The organism is Butyricimonas sp. BSD2780061689_150309_C8 (genome assembly GCF_015560935.1).
GTDB classification, from domain to species: Bacteria; Bacteroidota; Bacteroidia; order Bacteroidales; family Marinifilaceae; genus Butyricimonas; species Butyricimonas paravirosa.
In genome coordinates, this window is the sequence record NZ_JADMSV010000013.1 from 16,448 (window position 1) to 30,210 (window position 13,763).

General features: G+C 38.3%; 13 protein-coding genes. 11 read left to right on the plus strand and 2 right to left on the minus strand.

Features of this window, described 5'->3' with window-relative positions; all coding sequences use genetic code 11:
* The first annotated feature begins 10 nt into the window (after positions 1-10).
* The 4 genes from I2I33_RS11105 to I2I33_RS11120 are packed head-to-tail and all read left to right on the plus strand — an operon-like array spanning position 11 to position 5,652.
* Positions 11-1,552, plus strand: a complete 1,542-nt coding sequence (locus tag I2I33_RS11105; protein WP_158571939.1) for a RagB/SusD family nutrient uptake outer membrane protein — start codon at positions 11-13, stop codon at positions 1,550-1,552.
* 3 nt (positions 1,553-1,555) lie between these two features.
* Complete coding sequence (locus I2I33_RS11110; RefSeq protein WP_087420272.1) at positions 1,556-2,551, plus strand: hypothetical protein; 996 nt, start codon at positions 1,556-1,558, stop codon at positions 2,549-2,551.
* 12 nt (positions 2,552-2,563) lie between these two features.
* Complete coding sequence (locus I2I33_RS11115; RefSeq protein WP_140402557.1) at positions 2,564-3,520, plus strand: fibrobacter succinogenes major paralogous domain-containing protein; 957 nt, start codon at positions 2,564-2,566, stop codon at positions 3,518-3,520.
* Positions 3,521-3,537: 17 nt separating this feature from the next.
* Entirely contained in the window at positions 3,538-5,652 is a 2,115-nt protein-coding gene (locus I2I33_RS11120; protein ID WP_087420271.1) for a thioredoxin family protein, read from the plus strand.
* 57 nt (positions 5,653-5,709) lie between these two features.
* On the opposite strand, the gene I2I33_RS11125 is transcribed toward I2I33_RS11120, so the two are convergent.
* Positions 5,710-6,258 carry an RNA polymerase sigma factor gene (locus I2I33_RS11125; RefSeq protein ID WP_087420270.1) on the minus strand — a complete coding sequence of 183 codons (549 nt, stop codon included), beginning with the start codon at positions 6,256-6,258 and terminating at the stop codon, positions 5,710-5,712.
* Positions 6,259-6,822: 564 nt separating this feature from the next.
* Between I2I33_RS11125 and I2I33_RS11130 the strand changes: the two genes are divergently transcribed.
* The 7 genes from I2I33_RS11130 (at position 6,823) to I2I33_RS11160 (ending at position 13,023) form a co-directional block, all read left to right on the plus strand.
* Positions 6,823-7,842, plus strand: a complete 1,020-nt coding sequence (locus I2I33_RS11130) for a DHH family phosphoesterase (protein ID WP_087420268.1) — start codon at positions 6,823-6,825, stop codon at positions 7,840-7,842.
* Between the two features lie 13 nt (positions 7,843-7,855).
* A complete protein-coding gene (locus I2I33_RS11135) occupies positions 7,856-8,185 on the plus strand; it encodes a DUF1904 family protein (protein ID WP_087420267.1) in 330 nt (109 codons plus the stop codon).
* A gap of 104 nt (positions 8,186-8,289) precedes the next feature.
* Positions 8,290-8,709: a MarR family winged helix-turn-helix transcriptional regulator gene (locus I2I33_RS11140; RefSeq protein WP_087420266.1), complete on the plus strand. Its 420-nt coding sequence runs from the start codon at positions 8,290-8,292 to the stop codon at positions 8,707-8,709.
* A gap of 83 nt (positions 8,710-8,792) precedes the next feature.
* Complete coding sequence (locus tag I2I33_RS11145) at positions 8,793-10,244, plus strand: aminoacyl-histidine dipeptidase (protein ID WP_087420265.1); 1,452 nt, start codon at positions 8,793-8,795, stop codon at positions 10,242-10,244.
* 119 nt (positions 10,245-10,363) lie between these two features.
* The gene (locus tag I2I33_RS11150; RefSeq protein ID WP_087420639.1) at positions 10,364-10,837 is read left to right on the plus strand and encodes a GAF domain-containing protein; all 474 of its coding nucleotides are present in this window, start codon (positions 10,364-10,366) and stop codon (positions 10,835-10,837) included.
* Between the two features lie 113 nt (positions 10,838-10,950).
* Positions 10,951-11,712 carry a tetratricopeptide repeat protein gene (locus tag I2I33_RS11155; RefSeq protein WP_087420264.1) on the plus strand — a complete coding sequence of 254 codons (762 nt, stop codon included), beginning with the start codon at positions 10,951-10,953 and terminating at the stop codon, positions 11,710-11,712.
* A 174-nt stretch (positions 11,713-11,886) separates the two neighbouring features.
* Positions 11,887-13,023 (plus strand): hypothetical protein, encoded by a 1,137-nt coding sequence (locus I2I33_RS11160; protein WP_087420263.1) that lies wholly within the window; start codon positions 11,887-11,889, stop codon positions 13,021-13,023.
* Here I2I33_RS11160 and I2I33_RS11165 read toward each other — a convergent pair whose 3' ends face one another.
* Complete coding sequence (locus I2I33_RS11165; protein WP_229128279.1) at positions 13,024-13,725, minus strand: tetratricopeptide repeat protein; 702 nt, start codon at positions 13,723-13,725, stop codon at positions 13,024-13,026.
* Positions 13,726-13,763: the final 38 nt, after the last annotated feature.

Genomic DNA, 13,763 nt, shown 5'->3' on the forward strand with positions numbered 1-13,763 from the left:
AGTCATGATAATGAAAAATATTATTTACATCGCTATTTTAATCCTGTTTACGGGTTGCGGGAATTTTCTTGACGAATATTCGCAGGATCTCGTTGTCCCGAAAACGGTATCGGATTTGAATGAAGTTTTGCTAGGAAATGGATATGTACCTTCTTCGGAAGTACAGTATTTGAGAAGTGGTTCAATTGGCTGGCAACTTAATATTCTAGATGATGACATTAATACGGTCATTGCTTATGTTGCGAACAAAGGTTTGCAGGAAATGGATCAAGTTTATTATGGGTACACGACTTGGCAAATGGAAGTGGGGAGAAATTACACGGGAAATAATTTGTCCGGAGATAATGCCAATTGGGATGCCTTATATCAACGGATTAATTCAATGAATATTATTTTGCACGAACTTGGCAACGTGAGTCAAAGTACGGAACAAGATAAAATGGATGCCATTCGGGTGCAAGGAGAATGTTATTTTTTACGGGCACAGTTTTACTTATTACTTGTGAATATGTATGCTAAAGCGTACGATCCGGATAATGCGGCAACGGATTTGGGAGTGCCTTTAAAGTTGACCTATTACGTGGAGCATGATAAGGATAAAGAAACTCAGTTTGAACGTACTCCTGTTGCTAAAGTTTATGAGCAGATTGTGAAAGATTTAAAGGAATCTGTGGATTGTTTCACGAAAAGTCCCCAGACAAAAAGTTTTTACCGGGCTTCTAAGGGTGCTGCTTTATTATTGTTGAGCCGGGTATATTTGTATATGCAGGATTGGAAGAATGCAGAAATAACAGCAAAAGAGCTGTTGGCAGAAAACAAATCTCTGTTAGATTATAGTAGTATCGTTGACAATGAGAAAGGATATGCAATATCCGAGAGTAGTCCGGAACTCTTGTTCTCACAAGGTCCTTTAAATTTGCAGTGTGATTTTACGGGAGTTGGGGGAGATTTTTGTATATCCAATGATTTGTATAAACTATATGATGAAAATGATTACCGGAAGGGAATTTATTTTGTTCGATCAACACAAAGTGATAGTTTGGGCTTAAATCGTAAATACGAGATGGGAAAACATCGTTCTTATGTTTCGGACATCTTTACGTTACGTACGGCAGAAGGATATTTGAATGTAGCAGAAGCTTGTGCCATGCAGGGGGATGCTGAAGGGGCATCTGATTGGTTGAATCAATTGAGGCATAAACGTATTGAAAATTACACAGATGTAGAATACGATGCCAATGAGGTAATAGATCAAGTACGTGTAGAAAGGAGAAAAGAGTTATGCCTGGAAGGACATCGGTGGTTTGACCTAAGAAGGTACGCCGTGTGTAAAAAAGCTCCTTTTAAAAAGACCATAGAAAGAGTGTATGCCATTTATGATTGGGAAAGTCGAAATATATTTAAATATGCAGAAGTCTACCAGTTAAAAGAAGATGATTTGGCGTATGTTTTCGCTATTCCGAAATCCGTGTTGGAATTTGATAAAGGTATGCCCGATAATATCAGAGAAAATAGGGAATATGTTAGGTTGATATACAGAAATAATGAATAGGTTATGAGAAATGTTATATATTTAGTTTTTGCGTTCTTGATTTTAGGGTGCGGGAATGAGGACGAACTAACGTCTAAGATTGAGATCGAAAATCTGTACGGTATTCAGGATGATCCGTCAGATCCAGTGAAACATCGTGTTTTCGAGATGTACAGCGAATACGGGATACCCGTTTATTTTAATGACACGATCGGGCGAATTTTCGTGAAAAAAGATGTGACCGGAAAGGATGTTTATCGTTATGAAACCTTGGATTTAGCTTGGGGATTCACTTCCTATGATCGGGTTACTTACGATTATGAATACATGATGGACCCGGATGAGCAACTGAAAGCGTTAGATATTATTGAAAATTACTTAAAACTAGCCGCAAAACCTCTTCATCCGTTTAATTTCTTTGTTACCAAATCTGCAAAAATAACTGATTCGAATGATAAAGAAGAGATTTATGAAAAGGGGGCTTACACGATCAATTATCGAACATTATTAATGACGGGAGATTGGACGGACTCTCAGGTTGAAAATTTACCGGGAGAGATGGTTCGAGAAATGGTGAAATCTAAAATTGTTAATTATAAGGATCTGTTAGAGGCATTTAATACTATTTCGGATCCCACTTGGTATGGTGAAATCTGGTCTAGCTTGGATCCTCATTACTATGACTATGTAGACGGAATTGGGCAACCTAAAGCTTGGTTTACCCCATCCGCTTTGTCTGAAGATTGGTATCTGGCCTCTTACTTTACCGAGGAAGAATTGGCTGAATTTAGAGCAGCGGTACGAGCTGCGATTGGGCAATGGGGTTTTGTTAATGGTGATACGTTCGCAAATGTCATGTCTCCTCGCAAGAATGAAATCGATCTAGTACTATACATTACGGAAATGCTAAGATTGTCAAGAGACGAATTCGAAGAATTATGGGGAGACTGTCCTTTGGTTATGGAGAAATATGAGATTTTATATGATATTGTCGCCAATAAACTGGGTGTGGAACTATAAAGAAATGTAAGTATGAAAAAGGTCATTATAATATTATTAGGCATTATAGTGTATTGTAGTTGTCAGGATGATAATAATTCTAATCGGGTAAAACCTGAGGTCAGTTTTTCTGATTTTCAGGATCCTAGAGATTCGAAGACGTATAAATGCATTACTATCGGGGGACAAACTTGGATGGCTGAGAATCTTAAATATCGTTCTCCACGCGGAAGTATGGACGGATGCTATACTTATGGAGAAGAAAATATGAGAGCACAAGATATTGTCATTAATCAAGAATTATGGGCGGATTCCATACGGGCCGGAATTACACGGGGGGACTTTGAGGGAACTGTCGGGACTATGAAATTGGCAGATATACTCATTTTATGGCTTAATTATTTTAAACCGGATTCCTATATCAATCAAGTTGAGAATAGTTACGGTGCAACTTTTCCAGATGCAGTTATATCTTTAAGACGGATTTACAATAATCTTTATCCTCAAGCACTTATGGAGGTGTCGAATCAGTTTTTTGAGAAAGCTGAAAGTACAAATGGACATTATTCTAGTAAATATGGCTTTTTGTACACGTACGAAGGAGCCTTGCAGGCAGTACCCGATGGCTGGCGTCTTCCGACGGATGACGATTGGAAGAAACTGGAAGAAACCTTGGGTATGTCTGTTTCAGAAATAAATATGTTGGACGAGTGGCGAGGAAGTTATGAAGGTGACCTATTGAAAGAGGGGGAACAGGGAATCGGTTTTAATGCAGGTTATGCCGGCGCCAGAGTATATGGGTCTCACATGTATGGTGGAAATTTTTATAACAAAGATGTTAATGCCTACTTTTGGTCGGCAACTCGTAAAGTAGAAAGTGATACAGTCGATTTAGGGATAACAAGGATACTTTTTTTGAAAGAGGATCGCATTATGAGAAGTTCTTCCAAATTAAGTGCTGCATATAGTGTTCGTTGTATAAAAGAATAAAATGTAAAAACAATCACATGAAAAAGTTTACTTTAGTATTAAATCTTGTATGTTTTTTAGCTTTGGGCTCTTTTGCCCAAAGCATGTACGGAGATGCCGTGAAGGCTGACGTGAAAATGAAATATGTCTATTCTTTTGAAGAGGCATTGAAGAAAGCAAAGGAAGAGAACAAACTGATTTTCTTTAATTGTTTTGCAGATTGGGCTGTTCCCTGTCACTCTATGAATAAATTAGTGTTTAGTGATCAAGAATTTGCAGATTGGATGGACAAACATTTCGTGAATTTTTTTATAGATGTAACTACCCCGGCAGGCCGTCCGTTTGCAGATAAGTATAAAATTACATTTCAAGCACATTATCTCGTTTTAAATAGTGATGGTGAAGTGGTGCATCGGATTGTAGGAGGGCATCAGATCCCTGAATTCAAAGCTATTTTGAAAAATGCTTTAAATCCTAAAACTTCATTGGCAGGTATGAACAAGAGATATGCTGCGGGAGAAAGAAATGTTAAATTCTTGAATGCGTATGCTGATGTATTGAAAATTGCCAGCGAAGATGAGACATATAAAAAAGTTGTTGAAGAACTTTTCAGTAAACTGAAAAAATCGGATTGGTCTAAAAAAGTGTATTGGAAATCATTTTGTTATATGACAAAAGATATTGACAGTGAAATGTTTAAATATATGTTGGATCATAAAGCGGATTTCGTCAAATCAAATGGAGAGGAACAGGTCAATCAGTTTATTTCTAATCTCTATGCTAGAACTCTCTATTCATACGCATCTGGAAAAGAGGTTTATAACGGTGAAAAATTGCTGAATATTTATTTGGATATTCAAAAAGCAGGATTGCCAAAAGAGAATATGGTTTATTCTTTATATACCATTGCCAAGTACCGGGGAGAGGGGAATTTCAGTAAAATGATGGATGTGATCGAGACTGTTGTCCCGACATGGGAGTCTACAATTGCGGTTGCATTGGATTTATCTTTAGCCGAAATGAAGGATTTAGACAAGACAGATAAAGAGCGTTTGATCAATTACTTTCAAAAAAGATCAGAGAAAGCCGGGGGAGCCAAAAAAAATTATTTGGCAGCGATAAGCGATATGGTGAATACCGAAGGAATAAAATTTGAGGATATTACTTTTAACGAGGCCTTGAAAAAGGCCAAAGAACAAGGAAAACTGATTTTTATGGATTGTTACACAACATGGTGTGGTCCTTGTAAGATGATGAGTAATCAAGTCTTCAAACAAAAACAAGTAGGTGATTTTTTTAATCAGAATTTTGTAAATCTAAAAGTGGATATGGAAAAGGGTGAAGGACGAGATTTATTGAAAAGATATGGAGTAGACGCCTTCCCAACAATGTTTTTATTAGACGGTGATGGAAATATTATTTATAAAATTCGAGGAGGGCGGAGTGTACAAGCATTCATGACGGCAATAAAAAGAGGACAGAATCTGAAAATTCCTTTCTACATTCAGAAAAGCAGGTATGAGGCTGGTGATCGGTCGGCAGAATTAATGGCAGATTATTTTTATACAATGGCAGATGCTGGTGATGTAAAGAATGTAATGGGAGAGGCTCGTTCTTACCTTGCAACTTTGAAGGTTCCGGATTTATATAGTAAATCAGCTTGGGAGTTGTATGAGAATTTTGTGAATAACGTTACAGATCAAGAATTCAGATATTTGATAACGAATCGAGAGAAGTTCGTGGAAAATATTGGGGATAGTGTGGTAAATAAAAAGATTGAAAAGGTTATTTTCCCTATGGTTATTGAATATTTGAAAGGTTCTGTCTCTAAAAATGACATAGCTGTAGCTTGGAATCTGGTAAATACAGGTAAATTTTCTTCGGATTATTCTTTGGTGTTGCTAAATAAAATTATTTCCATGTATGACAAAAAAGAATTTAGCCAACTAATCGATTTTTACGAGAAAGATGTTACATCGAATCAAGATGATAGAACACGTCTAAACTTGGATGTAATTCTTCATTATTTACTGAAAGATGCTTCTTCTAAAGAGAAAAATCGAGCTGTGACTTATGCGAAAAAAGAGATGGAGAAAGCTAGACCTGGTGTGCGGGATAGTTACATGGCCTTAATTGAGACTTTATCAAAATAAATAATAAATTTCTATCAATGATTCTCCTCGTAAGACTTTGCGGGGAGAATTTTTGTATTATAACCACGTCAGAACAGTAAGTAGATATTTGAGGCGTTCTCGCATATAATGGTTTGCGTTGTTCTTGTGTTTTTTCACGGTATTAATTGTGATATCTAATTGTTGAGAGATTTCTTCATGGCTTTTTCCTTGTAAACTGAGTAAATATACTTCTTTACAAGCAGGAGGGAGTTCGTTAAATACAATACGTAAAGCTTGGAATATTTCAGTTTCCAGTATGTTGTCTAAAAATGATTTTTCTTCAGTATCTTCAGAATTAACGTGTTGAACATATTTTTGAGCAACAGCCTCATGACGAATCAGATCAATACAGGAATTTTGTACAACTTTGTAAAGAAAGGCTTTCGCCTCATTTTCATCTTTAAATTGGGACATTTTTTCCCATAATCGGACAAATGCATCTTGAATGATATCAGAGATAATATCTTGATCATTAATATACTTTATGGCAAAATAGCGTAGAGTAATCCCATACTTTTCATATAAGTAATGAAAGTTTTTTTCTCTTTCTTTATCCGTGAAATGTGGTACAAAACTTTTTGGCATGGGTATTATTGGAATCCTTCTTAATTATTAAGTTAACAAACTGTCATTCTGTTATTTTTATCTAGGTATTTGCAGGTAATTTTGTATCATAAATGGAACGTTTAATGATTTACATTCAAGGTAATTAGTAATCATTTCAAAAAAACAGTTTTTATATTTGCTATATGTTGGTAATGAAAATATTAAACAAAATTTAATTTTATGCGGAAATATCAATAAATGGTCTATATTTGTACAATCATTAAACGTTCGTTTTTTCACATTTCACGAATACTTAATAGATATTAGATTAAAAGAGATCTATCCCAGAATAAATGGTAAAGCTAACGTGAATAAACCCCTTATTCGTAGAATATTCGAAACTCATACAGAGCTTATACAATGGGGAATGGATAAGCAAAAGATGATCTCTGAACAAGCAACGAATAAAGGGTATTTTTTCCTTGGGATCTCGGCTATATTACTTCGAATTTTGGGTTTGTGAGTATTTAAATTCCATATTTTAGATGAGAAAAGCAGTTTTTTCCTATTTTTGCGGGAATTCATACTGAAAAGATAATACAAATGTACGAAACAATCATAGAAAGAATAAAGGAGAGGCTGGAAAGCAGAGATTTAAAGGCGGTTATCATTCCTCACATATCACCAGACGGAGATGCTGCCGGTTCATGTTCTGCCCTGTGGCAAGTGTTGGATCGGGTGGGAATACAGGCACAGTTGATGACGTGTGATTATATCCCGGATTATTTAAAGTGGTTGAAGCGTATTCCGGATGCAATATCTTTTCAGAATCGGCCTAAAGAATGTAAACATTGGTTACATCAAGCGGATATATTGTTCATGCTAGATCATAATACCGTGGCCAGGGAAGGAGATTTGGAGCCTTTCGTGAAGGAGTTCAAAGGGGAGGTTATCATGATTGATCACCACCCGGATCCGGATGACGTGACGTATCGGATTTCGGACACGAGTGTTTCCTCCACGTGCGAATTACTTTATAATGTAATCTCCGGAGTATGGGGTAAAGAGGTCATTGACACGGATATAGCGAATGCCATTTATACCGGGATTTCAACCGACACGGGAGGATTAAGTCACAATTCTTCTCATCCGGAAACGTATCGTGTGATTGCCGATTTGTTGGCATTAGGACTGAATAAAGACTACGTACACGAACAACTTTATCAACGAAACACGCTTTCCCGGTTACGTCTGACGGGGAATTGCCTGTTGAACAAGCTGACGATTGACGAGCATTTTCCGGTAGCCACGATTCCGATCACGTTTCAGGAATTGGAATTATACAATTATAAAGACGGGGATCTGGAGGGATTGGTAAACATACCCTTGTCCATCGAGGAAGTACTGGTTTCTATTCAGATTACCGAACGTAAAGATAAAGTGAAGTTATCCTTCCGGTCAAAGGGCAATATCCCCGTGAACCTGTGGGCAAAAGAGTTTTTCAATGGTGGAGGACATTTAAATGCCGCCGGGGGACAAATGCCGTTGCCTTTGGATGACGTGGTGAAGAAGGTACAGGACACGGCGGAATGGTTCTTTAAGCAATTGAAAGTTGAGAATTAAAAATTGATTCGTTATGCCATTTTTAAGATTTCATGCAGTAGAAAAAAGTAGATTGGACTTGGTAGGGGAGCGATTGATCTCGGAGATTGTTCGCACCTTGGGATGTCCGAGAGAGACAGTTGTAATAGAAGCTATTGACTCTTCTTTTATTTCTGGACACGAGCAATTTCAGGCTTATCCTTTTGTGAAGGTGGAGTATTTTAAGCGTCCGTTGGAACAGCAGAATGCGGTGGCAAAGATTATTTTCGAGTGTCTGAAGGAAATCGGATACCCGGAAAGTGATGTCTATTTTTCTTTTCTGGAGAAGGATTGTTACTATGAAAACGGGGAAGTGATAAAGTAAAGATTACAAGATGGAAATAGAAAAAGCGGTAATATTTTTGCAGATATTGCCGCTTTTTTCAATAATAATAATTAAGTTTGTGCATAGTATAAAATGCAACGACTATGACGGAAGTAAGTGAATTAGTAGCTCTCTTGAGCAAGGCGGAAAGAGGGTACACCAAAGTTTTAAATCGCAGTTTCCAGAATGCCGGGTACGATCTTAGCCGGGAGCAGTATGAACTTCTGGAAGTGTTATGGGAACAGGATCACGTGAATCAGCAGAACATTTCCAAACGTCTTCAGAAGGATAAATACAATGTCACAAAACTATTGAACACCTTGCAAAAAAGAGGTTACGTGCAACGAAAGATGGACAAGGAAGACAAACGGAGTAATTTCGTGGTACTAACTGAAAAAGGGGTAGAATCCCGTCATACGTTGCGCCAGATCGTGGAACAGGTTCACACGGATATAAGTTTTACCTTGTCTCCGCAAGAGTTGAAGTCCGCGATATGGGTGTTGAAAAAGTTGAATTTGCAATAGATCGCCTACGGCGAGTTGTAGGTTGCGAGTTAACAGGTTACAGGTTGAAATTATAAATCTAAAATTGTAAATCATAAATTGTTATGGGAGTTTTTGAAGGATTAAAACCAGAAGCAGTTTGGGGATATTTTGAAGAAATATGTCAGGTTCCCAGACCGTCAAAGAAAGAAAGTAAAATTATCGCTTATTTATTGGATTGGGCGAAGAAACACAATCTGGAGGCGAAACGGGATGATGCAGGCAATGTGTTGATTAAAAAGCCTGCAACAAAAGGAAAAGAGAATGCACCGACCGTGATTTTGCAGGCTCATATGGATATGGTTTGTGAGAAGAATTCAGATACGGTACATGATTTTGATAAAGATCCGATACAACCCTATGTGGATGGAGAATGGGTACGTGCTAAAGGAACTACTCTTGGTGCTGATGACGGGATTGGTATGGCGGCTCAGATGGCCGTGTTGACTTCTACCGACATCGCACACGGACCGATCGAATGTTTGTTTACCGTGGATGAAGAGACCGGGTTAACGGGTGCTTTTGCTCTGCAACCGGGATTCCTGAGCGGGAATATACTTTTGAATCTGGATTCGGAAGATGAAGGAGAGATGTTTATCGGTTGTGCCGGTGGTATAGATACCGTGATTAACATGGGGTACAAGACCGAGAGAACCTCGGCAGAATCATTTGCCGTGAAGGTACAGGTGAAAGGGCTTCAAGGAGGACATTCCGGTGATGATATTAATAAAGGCAGGGGAAATGCCATCAAGATTCTGAACCGTTTCTTGTGGGATTTGAATGCAAAATACGGAATTCGTGTTTCCGTGTTTGAAGGAGGTAATTTGCGGAATGCTATCGCCCGTGAATCTTTTGCGGTGATCACGTTCCCCGAGCAGTACAAGGAAAACGTGAGGGTAGACTTTAATATATATAGTGCAGAAATGGAAAACGTGTGGAAAATCACGGAACCCGGTTTGCAGTTAGCCTTAGAGTCTACGGATGTGCCAGAAAACGTGTTGACAAAAGAAAGTACTGATGCACTTGTAAACGCATTGTACGCTTGTCCTCACGGGGTTTTCTCCATGAGTTACCGTATGCCGGGATTGGTTGAAACATCAACAAATCTGGCAGCTGTTAGATTCAACGAACCCAATAATATTTTAATCACCACTTCACAACGGAGTGACGTGAATTCGGAAAAATTCAATATCGCTAACATGGTTGAATCTGTGTTCACACTGGCAGGAGCCAAGGTTGAACATGGAGAAGGATACCCGGGTTGGGCACCGAATCCGGATTCTCCGGTGGTAAAAGTTGCCGTGGATTCTTACAAACGTCTGTTCGGTAAAGAACCGATCGTACGATCTATCCATGCCGGATTGGAATGCGGTTTGTTCTTGGAGAAATATCCGAACATGGATATGGTATCCTTCGGACCGACGCTGAGAGGTGTTCACTCCCCGGATGAAAAGATCAATATTAAGACGGTACAGATGTGGTGGAGCCACTTGGTGGATATATTACAAAATCTGTAAAAAGTTTGAAAGTTCATAAGGTTTATAAAGTTTGTAAAGTGGAGAATGATTCCTTGATTTTATACTCTTAAAACCTTATGAACTTTACGAATCTTATAAACTTTATAGACATTCATTTTATGGAGACTTCAAGAAAACTGGCAAAATACGATCGGTTGTATGACCAGATCAAACAATATATCCAGACCACGGAAGATATATGGGCCCGGTTGGCGACGATGGAGGCTGTATTGCATCATAAGATGCAGTCTTTTTTTTGGACAGGGGTATACGTGTTGGTTGACGGGGATTTAATTGTACGTTCCTACCAGGGGCCGGTGGCTTGTCAGAAACTCCGAAACGGGGGTGTTTGCTGGGCCGCGATCAACTCCGGGGATACGGTTATTGTGGATAACGTGGAAGAATTTCCGGGGCATATCGCTTGTAATGCCGCCTCGAAAAGTGAGATTGTAATCCCTTTGCGGGATCCCGAAGGCCGTATTTTTGGCTGTCTGGACGTGGATAGCGACCAGTTAGGGGCCTTTGACAGGGAAGATGAAGTAGGTTTAAAGAAAATTTTGTCTCTTCTTTATCAATCAGATAGCGTGAAATGATTCGAGAAATGTGAAAAATAAGTTAAGAGACTTTTGATTTTTCTTAATAGAGTGTTATCTTAGTGGGCATAAACAACGAATTTATTCATGTTAAACAAAAACACACGGAAAATATGAAGAAACTACTTTTATTTGTTCTAACGAGCTTGTTTATAGGAGGAGCTCTATTTGCACAGACCGATGAATCCGGCAAAGTTAAGAATGAAGGTAATGCAGCTTGGAGAGCCAAGAATTATAAAGAGGCCTTTACCAAGTGGGAGCAATACCTGAAATTAATCGAATTCAAAGATGACGCAACGGTTTATAACGTGGCTGTTTGTGCAACTAAATTGAAAGATTATGCCAATGCGGAGAAATACTTTGGTATGTCTATCAAGAATAATTACAAAGTTGCCTCTTCTTATCTGGGAATGGCTGATGCTCAAGAGAATTTGAAAAAGATTCCTGAAATGTTGAAAACGTTACAGGACGGGATTAAAGCAACTCCGGGACAAAACGTGAAGTTGGAAAAAGCATATTCTGATTATTTCGCTAAAGAAGGTCAGAAATTCCAAAAAGCGAACGATATTGCCAAGGCTGCAGAAAATTACACCAAGAGTAGCCAAGTTTCTAACAAACAATTGAAAGCACGCGGATTGTTGAGTTTAGGTACTCTTTATTTCAATAACGGGGCATCTATCCTTCAAAAAGCAACTCCTTATGCAACTTCTGAGAAAGAAAAATATGAAGCAGAAAAGGCAAAGGCTTTGGCTGATTTCAAGAAAGCTCAGGATTATCTGAAACAAGCTGCAACAGTTGAGCCGACAAACGAGGCTGTAAAAGAAACACAAAAACAAGTGGCTGATGCTATCGCTCCGCTAGTTGAAAAGAAATAAAGCTTAGGCTGAATAATAAATCTTGAAGAGATGTGTCAAAATTTTTGACACATCTCTTTCTGTTTATTCCTTACTTGTTTGAAATTTGAATGGCTATTTAATTACTATTTTGCAAAAATATCGTTTGTTTTTCGTAAATTTGAATAATCAAAGGTGTAACTTAAAATCGTGGGCATGGAGAAAGATTCTTTAGATAAAAAATTACCTTGGGAAAATCGGCTATCTATATTTCGGTTTGTCCAGAATCCCCTAAAATATGTCACGGATGAAGATGAATTTGATTGCTTACCGGATCGGATTCCTTTACGACATGATGTAGGTATGTATTTTCCGGCGTACGACGATTACATGGATTATTATCAGTTTGACAAAGAGATTAATCCTGAATTTATCAAACGACTTGCAGATATGTTCCAAGCCTATGTAAATCGGGAAAATATAAATGCTAAAATCGAATTTTATAATCTATTGAAAGGTTTTCCCATTATTAATTATCACCGTGATTTTATAAATGAATTGGCCACGAGAAAAGTCTTGATCACTCCGCAAATGAAAGAATTAGGACGTTGGATGGTCATGGAAACTCCGGATAGGGAAGTGGTCAAGATGGGAATTATCTTGTTGGGGGTATCTCATGACATTGAAAGTATTCCATTGTTAAAGAGTATTGCCAAACATGGAGAGTTTACTTATTATGTAGGATTAGCACTATATGAAATGACCCCCCAATGGGATCTTATGCTGATTGATATTATAGAGCCTTTGTATTACTGGGGACGGATTATGGCTGTGATTCTATTACTTGATTATTCATCCCGGGAGAAAGTGCGAAAATGGTGTGTTAGATATGGATTCCGGCACAATTATTTACCGGATTATAATATCGAAGACTGCATGAAACAAGGGAATGTCTTAAAGGATATGCGAGAAGAAAAGTGGGATGAACCCTTATTACGTGCCGTACAAGCCTATGTGGTGTTTTTACTTGAAAATACTCGCTATACTCAAGAAAATGGAGGGGAAGTCATTCGGTTATATCTAAAATACACGCTTGGGAAACGAAGAGGGTATGTACAGTTTCATATTATACAGTCATTATACAATTTTCTGAATGTAGCGAAGAACGATAAAACATTTGTAGAAAATCTTAATATGTCGGAAGAAGATTATAGTGATCTATGGATAGATGTACACGAGGAAATTCAAAAGCCGTGGTTCCAGAAATTATTACATGAAGATTGCACGTACAAAACTTATCCTTATACTACGCAAGATCGGTTAAAGAAGGTAATACAAGATCTTGGTGACTAATTAATAGTATTGCGAGATAATTTCTGCTGCTTTCGAGTAACCGAGACGTTTTGAGATTTCCAAATCTTGAAGGGCTTCTTTGTAATTATCGACAATCAGCTTGGAAATAGCCCGGTTATAGTAGGCTCTGGCATTGGAAGGATCGATTTCAATGGAACGGGAGTAGCTTTCAATGGCATCGCTAAGTTGGCCTTTCTGGTGAAAGATGACCCCTCGGTTGAAATATACGGCACTTGATTTTAAGCCGAGGGAAATTGCCTTGTTGTAATCGGCAAGGGCTCCGTCCAAGTCTTTCATTCCATAACGAACGATGCCGCGGTAGTGGTATGCCTCCAATAAATCCGGCTGTAAGTTAATAGCGTGACTATAGTCCTGAATAGCTTGGGTTGGCTGACCGAGATTCTCGTATATGATTCCCCGGTTATAATAAGCTAGAGCATGATCAGGGACATTGGCTATCACGTAATTAATATCTTTAAGGGCCTCTTCATTTTGCTTGAGGTTCGCCCGGATAATAGCCCGGTTATAATAGGCGGAAAAGAAATCCGGGTCCAACGAGATCGCATGGTTGAACTCTTCCAAGGCTTTCCGGGGTTGCTCTCGGGTAATGTAGTCCATACCTCGCTGATTACTCTTCACGGCTTGGTGGTGAGTACACGAGGTGAATAGAAAAAATAACATTATCCAAGTATAATAGCGCATATTCCTTTTAATTACGTGATTCAAAGTTAATGATTAAT

What these genes read in the sequence shown, in the direction of transcription:
- I2I33_RS11160 (WP_087420263.1), top strand. Translation starts at nt 11,887, where the DNA reads ATGGAGAAAGATTCTTTAGATAAAAAATTACCTTGGGAAAATCGGCTA.
- I2I33_RS11140 (WP_087420266.1), top strand. Translation starts at nt 8,290, where the DNA reads ATGACGGAAGTAAGTGAATTAGTAGCTCTCTTGAGCAAGGCGGAAAGA.
- I2I33_RS11130 (WP_087420268.1), top strand. Translation starts at nt 6,823, where the DNA reads ATGTACGAAACAATCATAGAAAGAATAAAGGAGAGGCTGGAAAGCAGA.
- I2I33_RS11165 (WP_229128279.1), bottom strand. Translation starts at nt 13,725, where the DNA reads ATGCGCTATTATACTTGGATAATGTTATTTTTTCTATTCACCTCGTGT.
- I2I33_RS11115 (WP_140402557.1), top strand. Translation starts at nt 2,564, where the DNA reads ATGAAAAAGGTCATTATAATATTATTAGGCATTATAGTGTATTGTAGT.
- I2I33_RS11155 (WP_087420264.1), top strand. Translation starts at nt 10,951, where the DNA reads ATGAAGAAACTACTTTTATTTGTTCTAACGAGCTTGTTTATAGGAGGA.
- I2I33_RS11150 (WP_087420639.1), top strand. Translation starts at nt 10,364, where the DNA reads ATGGAGACTTCAAGAAAACTGGCAAAATACGATCGGTTGTATGACCAG.
- I2I33_RS11120 (WP_087420271.1), top strand. Translation starts at nt 3,538, where the DNA reads ATGAAAAAGTTTACTTTAGTATTAAATCTTGTATGTTTTTTAGCTTTG.
- I2I33_RS11110 (WP_087420272.1), top strand. Translation starts at nt 1,556, where the DNA reads ATGAGAAATGTTATATATTTAGTTTTTGCGTTCTTGATTTTAGGGTGC.
- I2I33_RS11145 (WP_087420265.1), top strand. Translation starts at nt 8,793, where the DNA reads ATGGGAGTTTTTGAAGGATTAAAACCAGAAGCAGTTTGGGGATATTTT.
- I2I33_RS11125 (WP_087420270.1), bottom strand. Translation starts at nt 6,258, where the DNA reads ATGCCAAAAAGTTTTGTACCACATTTCACGGATAAAGAAAGAGAAAAA.
- I2I33_RS11135 (WP_087420267.1), top strand. Translation starts at nt 7,856, where the DNA reads ATGCCATTTTTAAGATTTCATGCAGTAGAAAAAAGTAGATTGGACTTG.
- I2I33_RS11105 (WP_158571939.1), top strand. Translation starts at nt 11, where the DNA reads ATGAAAAATATTATTTACATCGCTATTTTAATCCTGTTTACGGGTTGC.